Source organism: Gulosibacter sediminis (assembly GCF_014904065.1).
Taxonomy (GTDB): Bacteria; Actinomycetota; Actinomycetes; order Actinomycetales; family Microbacteriaceae; genus Gulosibacter; species Gulosibacter sediminis.
The window spans coordinates 51,977-66,724 of sequence record NZ_JACXJG010000003.1 but is presented as its reverse complement, the minus strand read 5'-3'; the positions used below and the strand labels follow the sequence as shown (position 1 = coordinate 66,724).

At 67.2% G+C, this 14,748-nt stretch carries 12 protein-coding genes and 3 pseudogenes; 11 read left to right on the top strand and 4 right to left on the bottom strand.

Features of this window, described 5'->3' with window-relative positions; all coding sequences use genetic code 11:
- Positions 1-226: hypothetical protein (locus ID132_RS01490; protein WP_235988203.1), on the bottom strand; the 226-nt coding region annotated here is incomplete at its 3' end.
- Positions 227-482: 256 nt separating this feature from the next.
- Here ID132_RS01490 and ID132_RS01485 point away from each other — a divergent pair.
- From ID132_RS01485 to ID132_RS14570, 6 genes and pseudogenes are all read left to right on the top strand, one after another.
- The gene (locus ID132_RS01485) at positions 483-1,025 is read left to right on the top strand and encodes an RNA polymerase sigma factor (RefSeq protein ID WP_193127672.1); all 543 of its coding nucleotides are present in this window, start codon (positions 483-485) and stop codon (positions 1,023-1,025) included.
- 99 nt (positions 1,026-1,124) lie between these two features.
- Positions 1,125-1,322 (top strand): annotated as a pseudogene (locus ID132_RS14575) (TetR family transcriptional regulator); the annotation flags it as partial.
- Between the two features lie 19 nt (positions 1,323-1,341).
- The gene (locus tag ID132_RS01480) at positions 1,342-1,773 is read left to right on the top strand and encodes a hypothetical protein (protein WP_235988202.1); all 432 of its coding nucleotides are present in this window, start codon (positions 1,342-1,344) and stop codon (positions 1,771-1,773) included.
- Positions 1,770-3,353, top strand: coding sequence for an MDR family MFS transporter (locus ID132_RS01475; protein ID WP_193127671.1), 1,584 nt, complete (start codon positions 1,770-1,772; stop codon positions 3,351-3,353). The genes ID132_RS01480 and ID132_RS01475 overlap by 4 nt, the downstream gene beginning before the upstream one ends.
- A gap of 110 nt (positions 3,354-3,463) precedes the next feature.
- Entirely contained in the window at positions 3,464-5,134 is a 1,671-nt protein-coding gene (locus tag ID132_RS01470; RefSeq protein WP_328743372.1) for a cation:proton antiporter, read from the top strand.
- A gap of 131 nt (positions 5,135-5,265) precedes the next feature.
- Positions 5,266-6,545: pseudogene (locus ID132_RS14570) on the top strand (MFS transporter).
- A 40-nt stretch (positions 6,546-6,585) separates the two neighbouring features.
- Here the strand turns inward: ID132_RS14570 and ID132_RS01460 are convergent.
- Positions 6,586-7,182, bottom strand: coding sequence for a helix-turn-helix domain-containing protein (locus ID132_RS01460; RefSeq protein WP_125106324.1), 597 nt, complete (start codon positions 7,180-7,182; stop codon positions 6,586-6,588).
- Positions 7,183-7,252: 70 nt separating this feature from the next.
- On the opposite strand from ID132_RS01460, the gene ID132_RS01455 reads away from it, so the two are divergent.
- Positions 7,253-8,896, top strand: a complete 1,644-nt coding sequence (locus ID132_RS01455; RefSeq protein WP_211198193.1) for an FAD-dependent oxidoreductase — start codon at positions 7,253-7,255, stop codon at positions 8,894-8,896.
- Here the strand turns inward: ID132_RS01455 and ID132_RS01450 are convergent.
- Together ID132_RS01450 and ID132_RS01445 are read right to left on the bottom strand one after the other, a co-directional pair.
- Positions 8,880-9,740, bottom strand: a complete 861-nt coding sequence (locus ID132_RS01450; RefSeq protein ID WP_193127670.1) for a VOC family protein — start codon at positions 9,738-9,740, stop codon at positions 8,880-8,882. The two genes, ID132_RS01455 and ID132_RS01450, sit on opposite strands and share 17 nt — an antisense overlap.
- Before the next feature lie 90 nt (positions 9,741-9,830).
- A complete protein-coding gene (locus tag ID132_RS01445; protein WP_193127669.1) occupies positions 9,831-11,192 on the bottom strand; it encodes an MFS transporter in 1,362 nt (453 codons plus the stop codon).
- 166 nt (positions 11,193-11,358) lie between these two features.
- Here ID132_RS01445 and ID132_RS01440 point away from each other — a divergent pair, with 166 nt between their 5' ends.
- The 4 genes and pseudogenes from ID132_RS01440 (at position 11,359) to ID132_RS13380 (ending at position 14,645) form a co-directional block, all read left to right on the top strand.
- Positions 11,359-12,018, top strand: coding sequence for a response regulator transcription factor (locus ID132_RS01440; RefSeq protein ID WP_125106320.1), 660 nt, complete (start codon positions 11,359-11,361; stop codon positions 12,016-12,018).
- 567 nt (positions 12,019-12,585) lie between these two features.
- Entirely contained in the window at positions 12,586-13,389 is an 804-nt protein-coding gene (locus ID132_RS01430; RefSeq protein ID WP_328743387.1) for a sensor histidine kinase, read from the top strand.
- Positions 13,386-14,291, top strand: a pseudogene (locus tag ID132_RS13385) (TAXI family TRAP transporter solute-binding subunit); the annotation flags it as partial. The gene ID132_RS01430 and the pseudogene ID132_RS13385, both read left to right, overlap by 4 nt.
- 159 nt (positions 14,292-14,450) lie before the next feature.
- Positions 14,451-14,645 carry a heavy-metal-associated domain-containing protein gene (locus ID132_RS13380; RefSeq protein WP_235988213.1) on the top strand — a complete coding sequence of 65 codons (195 nt, stop codon included), beginning with the start codon at positions 14,451-14,453 and terminating at the stop codon, positions 14,643-14,645.
- Positions 14,646-14,748: the final 103 nt, after the last annotated feature.

Here is a 14,748-nt window from a genome sequence, read left to right as displayed (position 1 = left end):
CGTCGCCGTCGGTGTCGATGAAGCGGGCGTCAATGTAGCCGTCGCCATCGGTGTCCGAGTAGATGTCGTCGACCTTGCCGTCGGCGTTCGTGTCGTAGTGCGTCTCGTCGACCTCACCGTTGCCGTAGACGTCGTACTCGACGGTCTCGACGTTGCCGTCCCCGTCGGTGTCGTAGCCGGTCTGGCTTGCGTAGCCGTTCGTTGCTTCGGGTCCGTTGGTAGTCATTGGGTTCTCCCTGTATCTGGCGTGCAGAACGAAGATTGGATGTGCCGGATGCGCGGAAAGTTCCCGCGGCAACAAGAACATCATGAGGAACTTCGCCTGACCGTCGCATCCGTCTTTGGGTGAATCCCCGCGTACGTCTGGCGGGTGTGGAGACTCTCGTTAGCTTGTGGCGGTTACGATCAAACAATTACGCGTCGCGGCCCCCGATCGGTACCGCGATGGATCCGGGGGAATCGACGTAAAGGAAGACGCAATCTTGGCCGCATCCGCCACCGAAGCCGCCCTGCTGGCAAAGGCGAAGCAGGGGGACCGTGCCGCGTTCAGTGCGCTGCTGCATCCGTATCGCGACCGGCTCTTCGCTGTGTGCGTGCGCACGATCGGCAATCGGGCGGATGCGGAGGATGCGCTACAGGATGCGATGATCGCGATCTGGCAGAACCTGCCGAAGTTCCGCGGCGAAGCCTCGATCAGCACCTGGGCGTTCCGCATTGCGACGAACGCGGCGCTGGCGCTGGTGCGTAAGCGCCGCGAGATTACGGTCGATGACGACGCCGAGTTCGTGTTTGAGGGCGACGGCGGGCCGGACTTCGCGGAGGATCACGCGGTGCGCGACCGGGTGCAGCAGGCGATCAGCACCCTCGGTGAAGAGTTCCGGGTGGCGCTCGTCCTGCGCGAGTTCGGTGACTACACCTACGAGCAGATCGCCGAGTATCAGGGGGTGCCCGTGCAGACGGTTCGCTCGCGGCTCAATCGCGCGCGCAAACAGCTCAAAGAGGCCCTGCTCGCGCAGGAGCTCTAGCCGTTCGACGCAAACACAACTCCCCAGTACGAATCGTGGTGGGGAGTTTGTTGTGCGTGCCGCTTGCCATCAAGGTGCATCAGTGCATAAGATGCACGAGTGCAAAATTCAATTTCGACTGATCAGGTCGCTGAGTGTGCACCGGCACCCGGGCTTCGGGAGCGCCAGCGGCAAGAGTCGCTGAAGCAAATCCACGAGGCCGCGCGCGATCTCGTCGAGGCGAATGGCTTCGCCGCGACGACGATCGCTGCCATCGCGGACCGTGCCGGCGTGTCTCGGCGCACGCTGTTCAACTACTACGCCACCAAAGANTGCGGTGCTCGGCCTCGCCGAGACGATCATCCCCGCCGAGGCGATCGACGAGTTCTTCGAGAACCGCGACAGCGGCGACCGGCTCGCCCGCATCGTCGTCCTCCTCGCCCGCACGACGCTGAACATGCGACAGAGCGGCACGAGTCGTCAGGAACTCCACCGCCTCGCGACGGAGTATCCCGAGCTGCGCGAGCGCATGCACCAGCGATTTCAAGAGATTCAAGACAAAGTCGCCGAGCTTGCCATCGACAAGCTCGCCGAAACCGGAGAGGGCGAAGGCGAGACGCCCGCGCTCGCCGAAGCCGTGATCACCCTCGCGGGTGCGGTGCTGAAGTACAGCTTCCGCCGCAACCCCGACATTTTTGATAATCCAACGCGCGAGGCATTCGAACCAACCATTCGGGCCTTCCGAGCCGCATTGAAAGAAGTGGAATGACCAAGACGCTCCCAACCGCGGGTGTACTCCCGCAGGCTCAGCCCGAGAAACAGCAGAGCATCGTCATGCTGTTTGTCGGTTTGCTCGTCACCATGCTCATGTCTGCCCTGGGGCAGACCGTGCTCTCGACGGCGCTGCCGACGATCGTGGGTGAGCTCAACGGCGCCGACCACATGGCCTGGGTCGTGACCGCATTCATCCTTGCCAGCACCGTCGTGATGCCGATCTACGGCCGCATCAGCGACATCTTCGGTCGCAAGACCATCCTCGTCGTCGCGATCGCCCTGTTCATGGTCGGCTCCGTTATTGGTGGCCTTGCCCAGGACATGGAGTGGCTCATCATCGCCCGAGTCATTCAGGGCCTTGGCGGCGGTGGCCTCATGATCCTCTCGCAGGCTGCGATGGCCGACGTCATCCCGGCCCGCGAGCGCGGCAAGTACATGGGTATCTTCGGCGCCGTGTTCGCCGTCTGCTCGGTTGCGGGCCCGCTCGTCGGCGGCTGGCTCACCGACGGACCCGGCTGGCGCTGGGCCTTCTGGATGAACATCCCGCTCGCCGTGCTGGCGATCGTGGCCGTGCTGCTCTTCCTGCACCCGCACAAGCGCGAGCGCGAGATCCCTCGCATCGACTACCTGGGCATGGCGCTCATCGCCGCCGCGACCACGGCCGTCGTGCTCGTGTGCACGTGGGGTGGCACCACCTACGACTGGAACTCGCCCACGATCATTGGCCTCATTGCTGGCGCCGTGGTGGCGGTCATTGCGTTCGCCCTCGTCGAGCGCAAGGCCGAGAGCCCTGTTCTTCCGGGGTACCTGTTTAAGAACCGCAACTTCCTGCTCACCACCGGTGCAAGCCTGGCGGTCGGCATCGCGATGTTCGGCACCCTCGGCTACATGCCAACCTACATTCAGATGGTCACCGGGGTGACGGCGAGCGAGGCGGGCCTGCTCATGACCCCGATGATGGGCGCGCTGCTCGTCACCTCGATCGTCTCGGGCCAGGTCGTGTCGCGCACGGGTCGCTACAAGGCGTTCCCGCTGGTTGGCCTCGTGATCCTCTCGGCCGGCCTCGCGCTGCTATCGACGCTCGCCGTTGACTCGCCGATCTGGCTGATGTGCACGTATCTCGCGGTCATGGGTATCGGCATCGGGTTCAGCATGCAGATCCTCACGCTCGTCGTGCAGAACGAGTTCCCGGGCCGCGTCGTCGGCACGGCGACCGCCGCGAACAACTATTTCCGCCAAGTGGGAGCAACGATCGGTTCGGCTGTCGTCGGCTCGTTCTTCTCGGCGCGGCTCGTCGACCTGCTGACCGAGAAAATGTCGCAGCTGCCCTCGGACTCGACCGGCGAGCTGGGTGCGACCTCGCTCACGCCCGCGGTAGTGAACGGTCTACCGGATGTCGTGCGCGAGCCGATCATCGAGGCGTACAACGAAGCACTGTTGCCGATCCTGCTCTACATCGTGCCGCTCGTGCTGGTCGGCCTCGTGCTCGTGTCCTTCGTGAAAGAGAAGAACCTCGCCACGACGGTCGCGAATGAGGAGGCAGAAGCCAGCGAATCTGCGGGTGTGACCGCCTAATGTTCACAACGGCGGGGACGACGGAGCGCTACCGACGTCCCCGCCGAGCCGTTTCCCGAGAAGAATAGGAACGAGTCGCGCTCCAAACCGAGCTATTTGTCGTCATTGGCGTGCTCGTCATCGTGCTCGGCTCGGTGTTCGCATCGCGGCTGGGTGTCGCCGCGCCGATCATCGTGGCCCTACTCGGCCTCGGCGTGAGCTTCCTGCCCGGCATGGAGGACTTCGAGGTCGAGCCCGAGCTCATCCTCGCGGTCGTGCTCCCACCCATCCTCTACGGCGCCGCGGTGAACATGCCGACGACCGACTTCCGGCGCAATTTCGGCACGATCTCGGCCCTCTCTGTCGTGCTCGTGCTCGTCTCGGCCTTCGGTGCTGGCGCCCTCATCTACCTCGTGTTCCCGAACCTCTCGTTCGCCTCGGCGGTTGCGGTGGGCGCCGTCATCAGCCCGCCCGACGCCGTCGCGGCGACCTCGATCGGTAAGAAGCTCGGCCTGCCGACCCGCCTCGTCACGATTCTTGAGGGCGAGGGGCTCGTCAACGACGCGACCGCGCTCGTGCTGCTGCGCTCGGCGATTGCCGCGATCGGCAGCACCTTCTCGGCGTGGGATGCGGTGGTCGACTTCGGCTACGCCGTCATCGTCGCCATCGTGATCGGCGCCGTGGTCGGCCTGGTGGCCACCTACTTCCGCTCGAGGATCAGCCAGGTGCAGCTCACGACGGCCGTGTCGTTTGTCGTACCCTTCCTCGCCTACCTGCCAGCCGAGGAACTCAACGCCTCGGGCGTGCTTTCGGTCGTGACGGCCGGCCTCGTCACTGGCGCGTTGGGCCCGCGCAAGCTCAGTGCGGAAGACCGAATATCCGAGCGCACGAACTGGCGCACCATTCAGCTGCTGCTTGAGAACGGCGTGTTCTTGCTCATGGGCCTGCAGCTCACGCACATCCTCGAGGGCGTCGACTCGGCCGACTTCGGCGTGGCTGCCACCATCGGCATTGGCCTCATGGCCACTGTCGCGCTGATCTTGCTCCGGGCGGTGTTTATGGTGCCCCTCGTGTACTGGCTGGGGCAAAACCAGGCGAAGCACCAAGACCGAATAACCGCCTACAAACGGGTGATTTCGACCATTGACGACCCCGAGCGTACGTTGCACGCGACCTCGCCGCGCATCGAGCGGGCGATTCGACATCGGGTCGCCGACGCAAAGTTCTACGTCAACGAGGGGCTGGACTGGCGGGGCGGGGCGGTGCTCGCGTGGTCGGGGATGCGCGGCGTCGTCACGCTCGCGGCCGCCCAGAACCTGCCGGTTGACATCCCGTACCGACCGCAGCTCGTGCTCATCGCCTTCACCGTCGCCATCGTGACCCTCGTGCTGCAGGGTGGCACGCTGCCCCTGCTCATCCGGCTGCTCGGCGTGCGGGGGACGCCGGAGGAAGAACTCGCGCGAGAGCGCATCCGGCTGCTGCGCGAGCTCGCGGCCGCGACCAACGACGCGCTGCGCAGCCCCGAGCTGCGCCGCCCGGACGGCTCGAAGTTCGACGAAAAGATCCTCCAGAGCATCCTCGACCGCAACACCATGATGCTCGAACAGGGCGATGCGCAGCTGCTCGAGCACACCCGAGCGGACGGGGTGCGGGCGCAGCACGCGGAGCTGCAGCGCATCGTGCTCACGACCGAGCACGCCGCGCTGATCGAAGCTCGTTCGTCAGGCACCTACCGCTCTGCATCGATCGAGAGCGCGCAGGCCGTCATTGACAACGGCACCATGCAACTCGGCCAGGGGTAGTCGGCTGGGCGAGCGGCGCCCGTGCGCGCCCAGCGAACCTCCAGGTCTGTTTCGTACCGCGATTTCGTCGTAGTCTTGGCACCTGGCGCAACGAGGCTCCACGTCCGTTCAAACCGTGGGAAGGTCTCGAGATGCCTCAGATGTCGAAGGCGCGCACACTGCTGGCGCTGTTCGCGATCGCTCTGGGTGGGTTCGCCATCGGCACCACCGAGTTCAGCACGATGGGTGTGCTGCCGCAGATTGCTGCCGACCTCGTGCCGGCGTTCGAGAGCCACCGCGAGCAGGCGATCGCCGACGCCGGCTGGCTCGTGACGGCGTATGCCCTCGGTGTGGTCGTGGGAGCGCCGACGATCGCCGTGTTCGGCTCGCGCATGTCGCAGAGCCGCCTCGCGATGCTGCTGCTCGCGGCGCTCGCGATCACCAACGCGCTCTCGTCGCTGACTCCCGACTTCGCGATGACCGCGATCGCCCGCTTCCTGTCCGGCCTGCCGCACGGCGCCTACTTCGGCGTCGCGTCGCTGCTCGCCGCCCGCATCATGGGGCCGGGCAAGCAGGGGCTCGGCATCTCGATCGCCCTCTCGGGCCTGACGATCGCGAACATCTTTNGCTCGGCACCTGGCTCGGCCAGACCGCAGGCTGGCGATGGGCCTACGTCGCCGTCGCGGGCATCTTTGCTCTGTCGCTGCTGCTTGCCTGGCTGAGCCTGCCGCGCCTTGCCGGCACGCCTGAGCGCAACCCCAAGGACGAGCTGCGTGCGTACACGCGTTGGCCATTCCTGCTCATGATCCTCATCGGCGCGATCGGCTTCGCCGGCTTCTTTGCCGTGTACTCCTACATCGCCGACATCGCGGTGCTTGGCGTCGGCCTCGAAGCGTCGCAGGTACCGTGGCTGCTCGCCATGGTCGGCGTCGGCATGACCATTGGCAACTTCGTCGGTGGCTGGCTCAGCGATCGCTTCCCGCGCGGCAGCATCGTCGCTGGCTTCATCGCCCTGCTGACGATGTTCGCACTGTTCTCAACCCTCGCGACGACGCCCGTGCTGCTCTTCGTGCTCATGCCGCTCGTTGCAGGCACCTCGTCGACACTCACGCCGTCGGTGCAGTCGCGGCTCATCGCGCTCGCCGGTGATGCCCCGCTCATCGGCGCGGCGACGAATCACGCGGCCTTCAATATTGGCAACAGCATCGGTGCGTGGGGTGGCGGGCTCGTTATCGCCCAGGGGCTCGGCTACTTCGCGCCGGGCTGGGTCGGCTTCACGCTCGCGAGCGTCGGGTTCGTGCTCGTGCTGTTCAGCCTCGCCGGTGACCGTCGCCAGGGTGCTGGCGCTTCCACCTCGGTGACCGAGGAGGAGCGGGCGGCTCGGGATCGCGCGCTCGCGGCCTCGGGCACCGGGCCGATCCGCACCGGTTAAGGCTCATTCGGCGCAGCGTCGGCGGCCGTGGCGAGCTGAACTAGCTCTCGGTCGCGGACTTGCCGGCGCTGGGGGCCGCGCCCGCTTCGCCGAGCCGGGTGTGCATCCGCTCGCCCGATTGGTTGAAAATGCTGAGCACCGTTGCGGGATCGCCTCCGGCCGCCGACATCGCGTGCGGCGTGCGCGTGTCGAACTCGGCCGCTTCGCCGGGGGAGAGCTCGAGATCGTGCTCGCCGACGCGCAGGCGCAGCTTGCCGGTCAGGACATAGCACCACTCGTAGCCGTCGTGCATGCGGAGCTGGGGGAGTTCCGCGGTTGCCGGGTACGTGACGCGGAATGTCTGCACCGGCGAATCTTCGGGTGTCAGGGGCGTGATGCGCATGCCGCTGCGCTCCTCGGTGTCGCGGCGCACGCGCGGGTCGGGCGCGGTGGGATGCACGAGGTCGTCGAGCCGGATGCCGAGGCGGCGGCTGATCGGGATCAGCAGTTCGAGGTTCGCTTGGCGTTTGCCTGACTCGAGGCGCGAGAGCGTGCTCGTCGACATGTCGGCGGCCGCGGCCAGCTCGGCGAGAGTCATGCCTCGGGCCTGGCGGGCGGCCCGAATCCGGGCACCGAGGAGTTCGAGATCGGCGTGCATGCGATGCTCCTAACTTGCTATTTCTGCAAACTGGATTGCAAGAATAACAAGTTCGGCGCAACCTTGAATCATGCAGACTTCAAAGTGGGACGCAATCATCATCGGGTCGGGGCCGGCTGGCCTCGCGGCGGCACAGCTGCTGGGGCGCTCGCGCCGCCGCACGCTCGTGCTCGATTCGGGCAGTGGGCGTAATCGCTTCGCCGAGCACATGCACGGCGTCGTTGGCTTCGACGGTGCCGAGCCCGCCGCGCTGCGCGTTCGGGGTCGCGACGAGGCCGCCGCTTACGGCGTCGAGTTCCGCTCGGCCGAGGTTGCCACGGTGCGCGATCGTGGCGATGCCCTCGAGGTCGTGACCCGCGACGCATCGGTGCGTACCCGGTCGCTCGTTGTGGCGACCGGGCTCACCGACGTGCTGCCGAACGTGCCCGGTCTGCGCGAGCGCTGGGGGCTGTCAGTGCTGCACTGCCCGTACTGCCACGGCTATGAGGTGCGCGACCAGCGTCTCGGCGTGCTCGTGACGAGCGAGGCGGCGCTGCATCAAGCCCAACTGGTGCGTCAACTGAGCGAACGCGTGACGGTGTTCGTCGGCGGCGCACGCGACGCGGCGGGGGAGCTCGTGGTGCCTGCGGTCTCGTTACCTGATGAGGTCGCGCATCGCCTGCGCGCGCGTGGCGTCGAGGTCGTCGCCGACGCCGCGGTTGTGGCGTTCTCGGGTGACGAGCTGGCGCTCGAGCAGATTCAGCTCGAGGACGGCCGTTCGATCGACGTCGACGCGGTGTTCGCCGCCGGTGCGGTCGTGCCGCACGATGGCATGCTCGCCGGGCTCGAACTCGTGCGTGACGAGACGCCGTTCGGCTCGGTCATCAAGGTCGACCAGGCCGGACTCACCAGCCACCCGCGCGTGTGGGCGACCGGCAACGTCGTCACCCCGATGGCGAACGTGCCGATGTCGCTCGGCAGCGGCACCATGACCGGCGCGATCGTGAACTGGTTCCTCGTCGAGGAGGATGGCGAACGCGCCGTCGCCGCCGAGTACTGGGAGGCGAAGTACGGCGGCGAGCGCGTCTGGTCGGGGCGCGTCAACCGTGTGCTTGAGGACGTCGCGGCCACGCTGCCAGCGGGACGCGCGCTCGACCTCGGCTGCGGCGAGGGCGCGGATGTGCTCTGGCTCGCAGCCTGTGGCTGGGATGCGACGGGCATCGATCTCTCGTCGAGCGCGGTGGCGCGGGCGCAGGCCGCGGCGGCCGAGGCCGGGGTGAGCGGTGCCACGTTCATCGCCGCTGATGTTGGTGATGCGCTCGAGCAGCTGTCGGGCCAGGAGTTCGATCTCGTGACCGCGAGCTTCTTCCAGTCGCCCGTCGCGCTCGCCCGCACGGCCGTGCTGCGGACCGCTGCCGAGCGCATCCGCCCCGGGGGTCGATTGTTGTTGACCTCGCACGCCGCGCCGTCCGCCTGGGCTGCCGAGCGTGCTGGTGCCGGGCATGGTGGGNTGGCGCTGGCGCTGGCGCTGGAGCCGGGCACGGGCCGGGCCACTTCATTCAGCCCGACGACGAACTCGCGGCGCTCGATCTCGACCCCTCGGGCTGGGAGGTCGAGGTGGCCGAGCGGCGCCCGCGCGAGATTGCCGCGCCCGACGGCACGCCGTCGACGATCGATGACTCGGTCCTCATGCTGCGGCGCCGCGGTGGCGAGACGGCCTAGGCTGCGACGGTGACGCGCACCTGGTTTGCCCAGGGGTCGTCGAAGGTGACCGAGCGGCCGTCGTTGCGTGCATCGACGCCGTAGTGGCGCATCCGCTCGGTCAATGTGCCGACCTCGTCGAGCGTCGGCACGACGATATCGACCTCACCGAGCCCGAGTGTCGGCTGACGGCGGCCGGCACCGCGGCTGGTCCAGATGTTCATCGCCATGTGGTGGTGGTAGCCGCCGGCGCTGACGAAGAGCGCCGCGCCGCGGAAGTCGTTGGTCGTGTCGAAGCCGAGCTGGTTGACGTAGAACTCGCGGGCCGACTCGAGGTCGCCGACGCTGAGGTGCACGTGGCCGACGGTGGCGTCGCCGACGTTCGGCGCCGCCACGGTTGCCTCGGTGAGGTGTTCGCGGAGGTAGGCGTTGGGGTCGAGAAAGAGGGTGTCCATCTCGACCTGACCGTGGGCCCATGACCACTCCGTGCGGTCGCGGTCCCAGTAGAGCTCGACGCCGTTGCCCTCGGGGTCGTCGAAGTACAACGCGCGACTCACGAGGTGGTCGGCGCTGCCGGTGAACTGGCCGGGGTACTGCTGTGCGGTCGAGTAGACGGATGCTGCGAGCGCGGCCTCGGTGTCGAACAGGATGGCCGTGTGGAAGAGCCCGGCCTGGTGTGGCGCGGCGTGCTTCAACGCAGGGGAGTGCTTGAGCATCACGAGGGTCTTGGCGCCGCGACCGAGGTAGGCGGTGTCGCCCTCCTGTGCGAGGAGGTCGAGCGCGACGCCGTCGCGGTAAAAGCGGATCATCGTGTCGAGGTCGGCGACGAACAGCGTGACGGCACCCATGGTGGTATCGGCGGCAAGTTTCTCGTTCATAACCCCCCAAATACTTGCAGTTACAACTATCCAAGTCAATCCCGAATNAAAAAACGACCACTCAACTGCTAGGGGCGACCGGAGGGGGCGTTAGCTGGGCTGGCGCTCCAGGGTGTGGCCGTCGGCCTCGGCGTGGAGCTCCTGCTCGTGGTCGAGCCAGGTGCGACCGTGGTTCTTGAGGAAGAAGACGTAGACGACGAGCGAGGCGGCGATGACGGCCGTCACGTAGACGATGAATATCGGTACCTGCTCGGCCGCGCCGGCCGCCTGGTAGAGCACGGGCGCCGTGCCGCCGAAGATCGAGTTCGCCATGGCGTAGCCAAAGCCGACGCCAAGCGCGCGGATGTGCGACGGGAACAGCTCGGCCTTCACGACCGCGTTGATCGAGGTGTAGCCGGTAAGGATGACGAAGCCACCGACGAGAATCGCGAAGGCCGTGAATGCGCTCGTCTGCTGCGGCAGCAGGGTGAGCAGCACCCACGTGTAGAGCACGCCGCCGATGCCGAAGAACACGAGCAGTGTCTTGCGACCGATGATGTCGGAGATCCAGCCGCCGAGCGGCTGCAGCAGCATCAGGATCGTCAGGGCGATGAGGTTGATGACGGTGCCCGTGATGACGTCGTCGCCGGCGAACGCCGACTTCACGATCGTTGGCCCGGTAACCGAGTAGGTGTAGAACGCGACCGTGCCACCCATGGTGACGAGGAAGCAGAGCAGCAGCGGGCGCCACTGGTTCACGAGCAGCTCGCGCATCGAGCCCGAGGCCTTTGCACCGCCCGCCTTCGTTTCGGCGATGATGTCGGCCGAGAGCGACTCGTCCATGGTGCGACGCAGCCAGAACACGACGAGCGCGGCGACGCCGCCGATGCCGAACGCGATGCGCCAGCCCCACTCGGAGATCGCCTGGGTGTCGAGCGTGAGCACCATGATGAGCAGCGTCGTCTGTGCGAGCACGTGGCCACCGACGAGGGTGACGTAGTGGAACGACGAGAGGAAACCGCGGCGGCCGGGAATCGCGGCCTCGGACATATAGGTCGCGCTCGTGCCGTACTCGCCACCGGTGGCGAAGCCCTGCAGCAGGCGGCAAAGAATGAGGATGACCGCGGCGCCGATGCCGATCGTCTCGGCGGTCGGGGTGATCGCCACGGCAAACGAACAGATCGCCATGATCGTCACCGACACGGTGAGTGCTTGCTTGCGGCCGTGACGGTCGGCATAGCGACCAAAGAACCACGAGCCGATCGGGCGCATGAGGAAGGTCACCGCGAAGATGGCCCACACGTAGATGGTCGAGTTCTTGTCGTCGGCATCGAAGAACTGTGACTCGAAGTAGGTCGCGAACACTGAGTAGACGTAGACGTCGTACCACTCGACAAGATTGCCGGTCGAACCCTTCAGGGTATTGGAGATAGATCGCCGCAGCGATGCTGCGGGCGCGGTTGTCGTCGACATGCGTGTCCTATCGGATGCGGGGTTGTGCGGGTCTTGCGCCACCGTCGACATCTGCGTCCACGGTGGCGCTTGGCTACCGTATCGAGGCGCAGAACGGCCCGCCGGGAATCCTTACGGGGCCTTAACACGCACTCGCCGAGTGCTGGTGCCGCATAAGATGACACTCATGCGAGTGCTGGTGGTTGAGGATGACGCCTCGGTCGCGGCCGCGCTCACCGCGGTGCTCCAGCGGGCCGAGCATCAGTGCGCGCACGTGACCTCCGGCGCCGGACTCCTCCAGAGCTATCAGGGCGCCGACGTGGTGCTGCTCGACCTCGGCCTCGACGACATGGATGGGCTTGAGGCGTTGCGACTGCTGCGATCGCGCAGCGAGGTGTCGGTGATCGTCGTCACGGCGCGAGGCGACGAGCGCTCGACCGTGGTCGCGCTGCGTCGGGGCGCCGACGACTACCTAATCAAGCCGGTGCGCGTGCATGAACTGCTCGCCCGCATCGAGGCGGTGCGCCGTCGCTACGTGCAGCGGCAGCCGGATGCGCAGGAGATTCGCGCGGGCTCGGTCGCGGTCGATCTCGGCGCGCGGAGCGCCACGGTCGACGGCGCGGAAATCTCGCTGACGCCGACGGAGTTCTCGCTGCTGGCGGAACTTGCGCGCAACGTGGGTGCGGCCGTGAGTCGGCCCGAGCTCGTGCGCGGGGTGTGGGGTCCCGAGTATCCCACGAGTTCGCGCGCAGTTGACGTGCACCTCGCGCAGTTGCGACAGAAGCTGCCGCCCGGCACCATCACCACCCTGCGCGGCTTCGGCTATCGCTTTGAGGCGGCGCCGTGAGGCGTCGGGTGCTCATCCCCTCGGTGCTTCTGGGCCTCATCACGGTGATCGTGATTCTTGTGACGGCCGGCCATGGAATCGCCGTGACGCGCACCCACGAGGCGACGCTGCAGCGCATGGCGGCGATGAACGAGATCGTCAGCCGAGCCGAAATCGCGGTGACGGCGGGCGATACGGGCCAACTCCAGAGCTACCTTGACCGCTTCGCCGAAACCTATGGCGATGCCGTTGCCGTCATTGACGGCCGCGGTGTCGTGCTGGCCGACTCCGGTGGCCTCGACACGCACCGCGACGACGTCACGACGCTCGCGCTGTCGGCGGGCCGTTCCGTGCCCCGGCTGACGATCCCGACCATCCGCCCCTGGAGCGATTCGACGGCGCTGCTTGCAGCGCCCTTCGAGGGGCTCCCGGGCGTGACCGCCGGTGCCGTCGTCGTCGAGACGAATCTCGTCGAGGCCCGCACCGACGTGACGACGTCATGGGCGCTCATCACAATGATCGGTTTCGTGCNTGCTCGGCGCGCTGCTGCTCGCGCTCTACCGCTGGACGAACTGGATCTTGCGGCCCGTGCACGCGCTCGACCGGGCAACGCACGCGATTGAAGAACATCGGGCCGTGAGCCTGCCCGAGCGGTCTGGGCCGCCCGAACTGCGCCGGCTCGCGCGCTCGTTCGCCCGCATGGCCGGCAGCGTCGAGGATGCGCTCGAGCAGCAGCGCGGCTTCGTCGCCGAGGCCTCGCACCAGCTTCGTAACCCGCTCGCGGCCATTCGGCTGCGCATCGACGGCCTGCCGCCGAGCGAAGAGACGCGCGCCGTTGACGGCGACCTCGATCGTCTCGAGCACATCGTTGACCGGATGCTCGTGCTCGCGAATGCCTCGCACCGCGCGACGGCGGCCGCGAGCGGCGAGGCGCCGACGAGCATGACCCAGCAGCTCGACCTCACCGATCGGGCGAACGCGGCCGAGGTGGTCGCAGCTGCGCACGCGCCGGACGGGCTGCGCATCCGAGCAATCGCGGGGGAGCGCGTTCCGGTGCTCGGCGCGTTCGGCGACCTCGTCGAGATCACCGAGATTCTGCTCGAGAACGCGGCGAAGTACGCGGGCGGGGCGCCGACCGTGACCGTGTCGCTGCGCGACGAAGCGGGCAGCACCGTGCTCGAGGTAGGTGACGATGGCACCGGGCTCGAGACCGACGATCTCGCGCAGGCCGGTAACCGCTTCTGGCGGTCCGATCGCCATCGTGGCTTGCCCGGGACCGGACTCGGGCTCGCGATCGTGCGCCAACTCGCGCTCGCGCACGATGGTGAGATGCGTGTACTCCGATCTGCCGCGGGCGGTCTCCTCGTGCGCGTCGAGGTGGTGCCGCAGTGAGCGGGCTGACGAGACGCGGATTTCTCGTGGCGGTCGGCACCGTCGCGCTGCTCGGCGTAAGCGGGTGTGGCCTGCGGCGCGAGGCGACGCCGCTCGCGATGGCGAGCGGTGAGGCAGGCGGAACTTACTTGCAGTTCGGCGCGCTGCTGCGGGATGCCGCCGCGAGGGCAGGGGTTGCTGAGCTCGAGGTACGCGCGACAAAGGGGAGCTTCGACAACCTTGAACAGCTCGTGTCGGGCCGCGCCGACCTCGGCATCGCCCTCGCCGACTCGGTGGCCTCGCGCGACGACGACCTCGTCGCCATTGGCCGCGTCTATCAGAACTATCTGCAGTGCGTCGTGCGCCACGACAGCGACATCGTCGCGCTCGCCGATCTGCGCGGGCACCGTGTGGGCGTTGGTGCACCGAGCTCGGGCGCGGCCTACACCGCGCGACTGATTCTCGAGGTAGCGGGTCTGCGCGAGGGTGACGACGCGATCGACGAGGTTGAGCTTGGCATCCAAGCGGCGAGCGATGCGCTCGTGGCGGGGGAGATCGACGCGCTGTTCTGGTCGAGCGGCATTCCCGCGCCGGTGATTAGTGAGCTCACGGCGTCGCCGGGCGTGCGATTTGTCGAGTTGACGGATGCGCTGCCCGGGCTCGATGAGCAGCATCCGGGCAGTTACTTGGCGACCGCGCTGCCGTCGGGCGCGTACGGGAGCTCGGCCGAGACCCCGACAGTGGGGACGCCGAACTACCTGCTCGCGAGGCCCGACCTCGCGGACGAGGTCGCCGCCGGGCTCGTCGACGTGCTCATCGCCGATGCGGAGCGCCTCGTGCCCGCGGGCTCGGTCGGCGTGCAATACCTCACTTCGGCGAACCTCATCGACACGGCGCCGGTGCCGCTCCATCCGGCCGCCGCGGCCCGCTACCGCCACCACTACGNAAACCGACCACTCAACCCCCTTCAGAAGTGGGGGCCGTGCAAGGTTTTTGACGCGTCGCGGAATACCCGCTGGGGGTATATGGTTGGACTCGAGCAGGTACCCAGTGGGGGTATCGAAACGCGAGGAGGAACTCCAATGACTTCGAATGACTACCAGGTAACCGGTATGACCTGCGGCCACTGCGAACTGTCGGTTCGCGAAGAGGTCAGTGAGATCCCTGGCATCAAGGACATCCAGGTCAGCGCCCAGACCGGCAAGCTCAGCGTTACCGCCGATGGCGACATCGACGACGCGAAGGTGCTCGCTNGCTACTCGGCGGTGCGCGTCTAACGTACGCGTCAGGAAAGCTCGCGAGCGACGACGCGCGCAGCCCGACCGTTCGCGTTCTGGCCACAGCCCCTCGAGCCGGTCGTCGTACGAAAGCTGAGAAAGT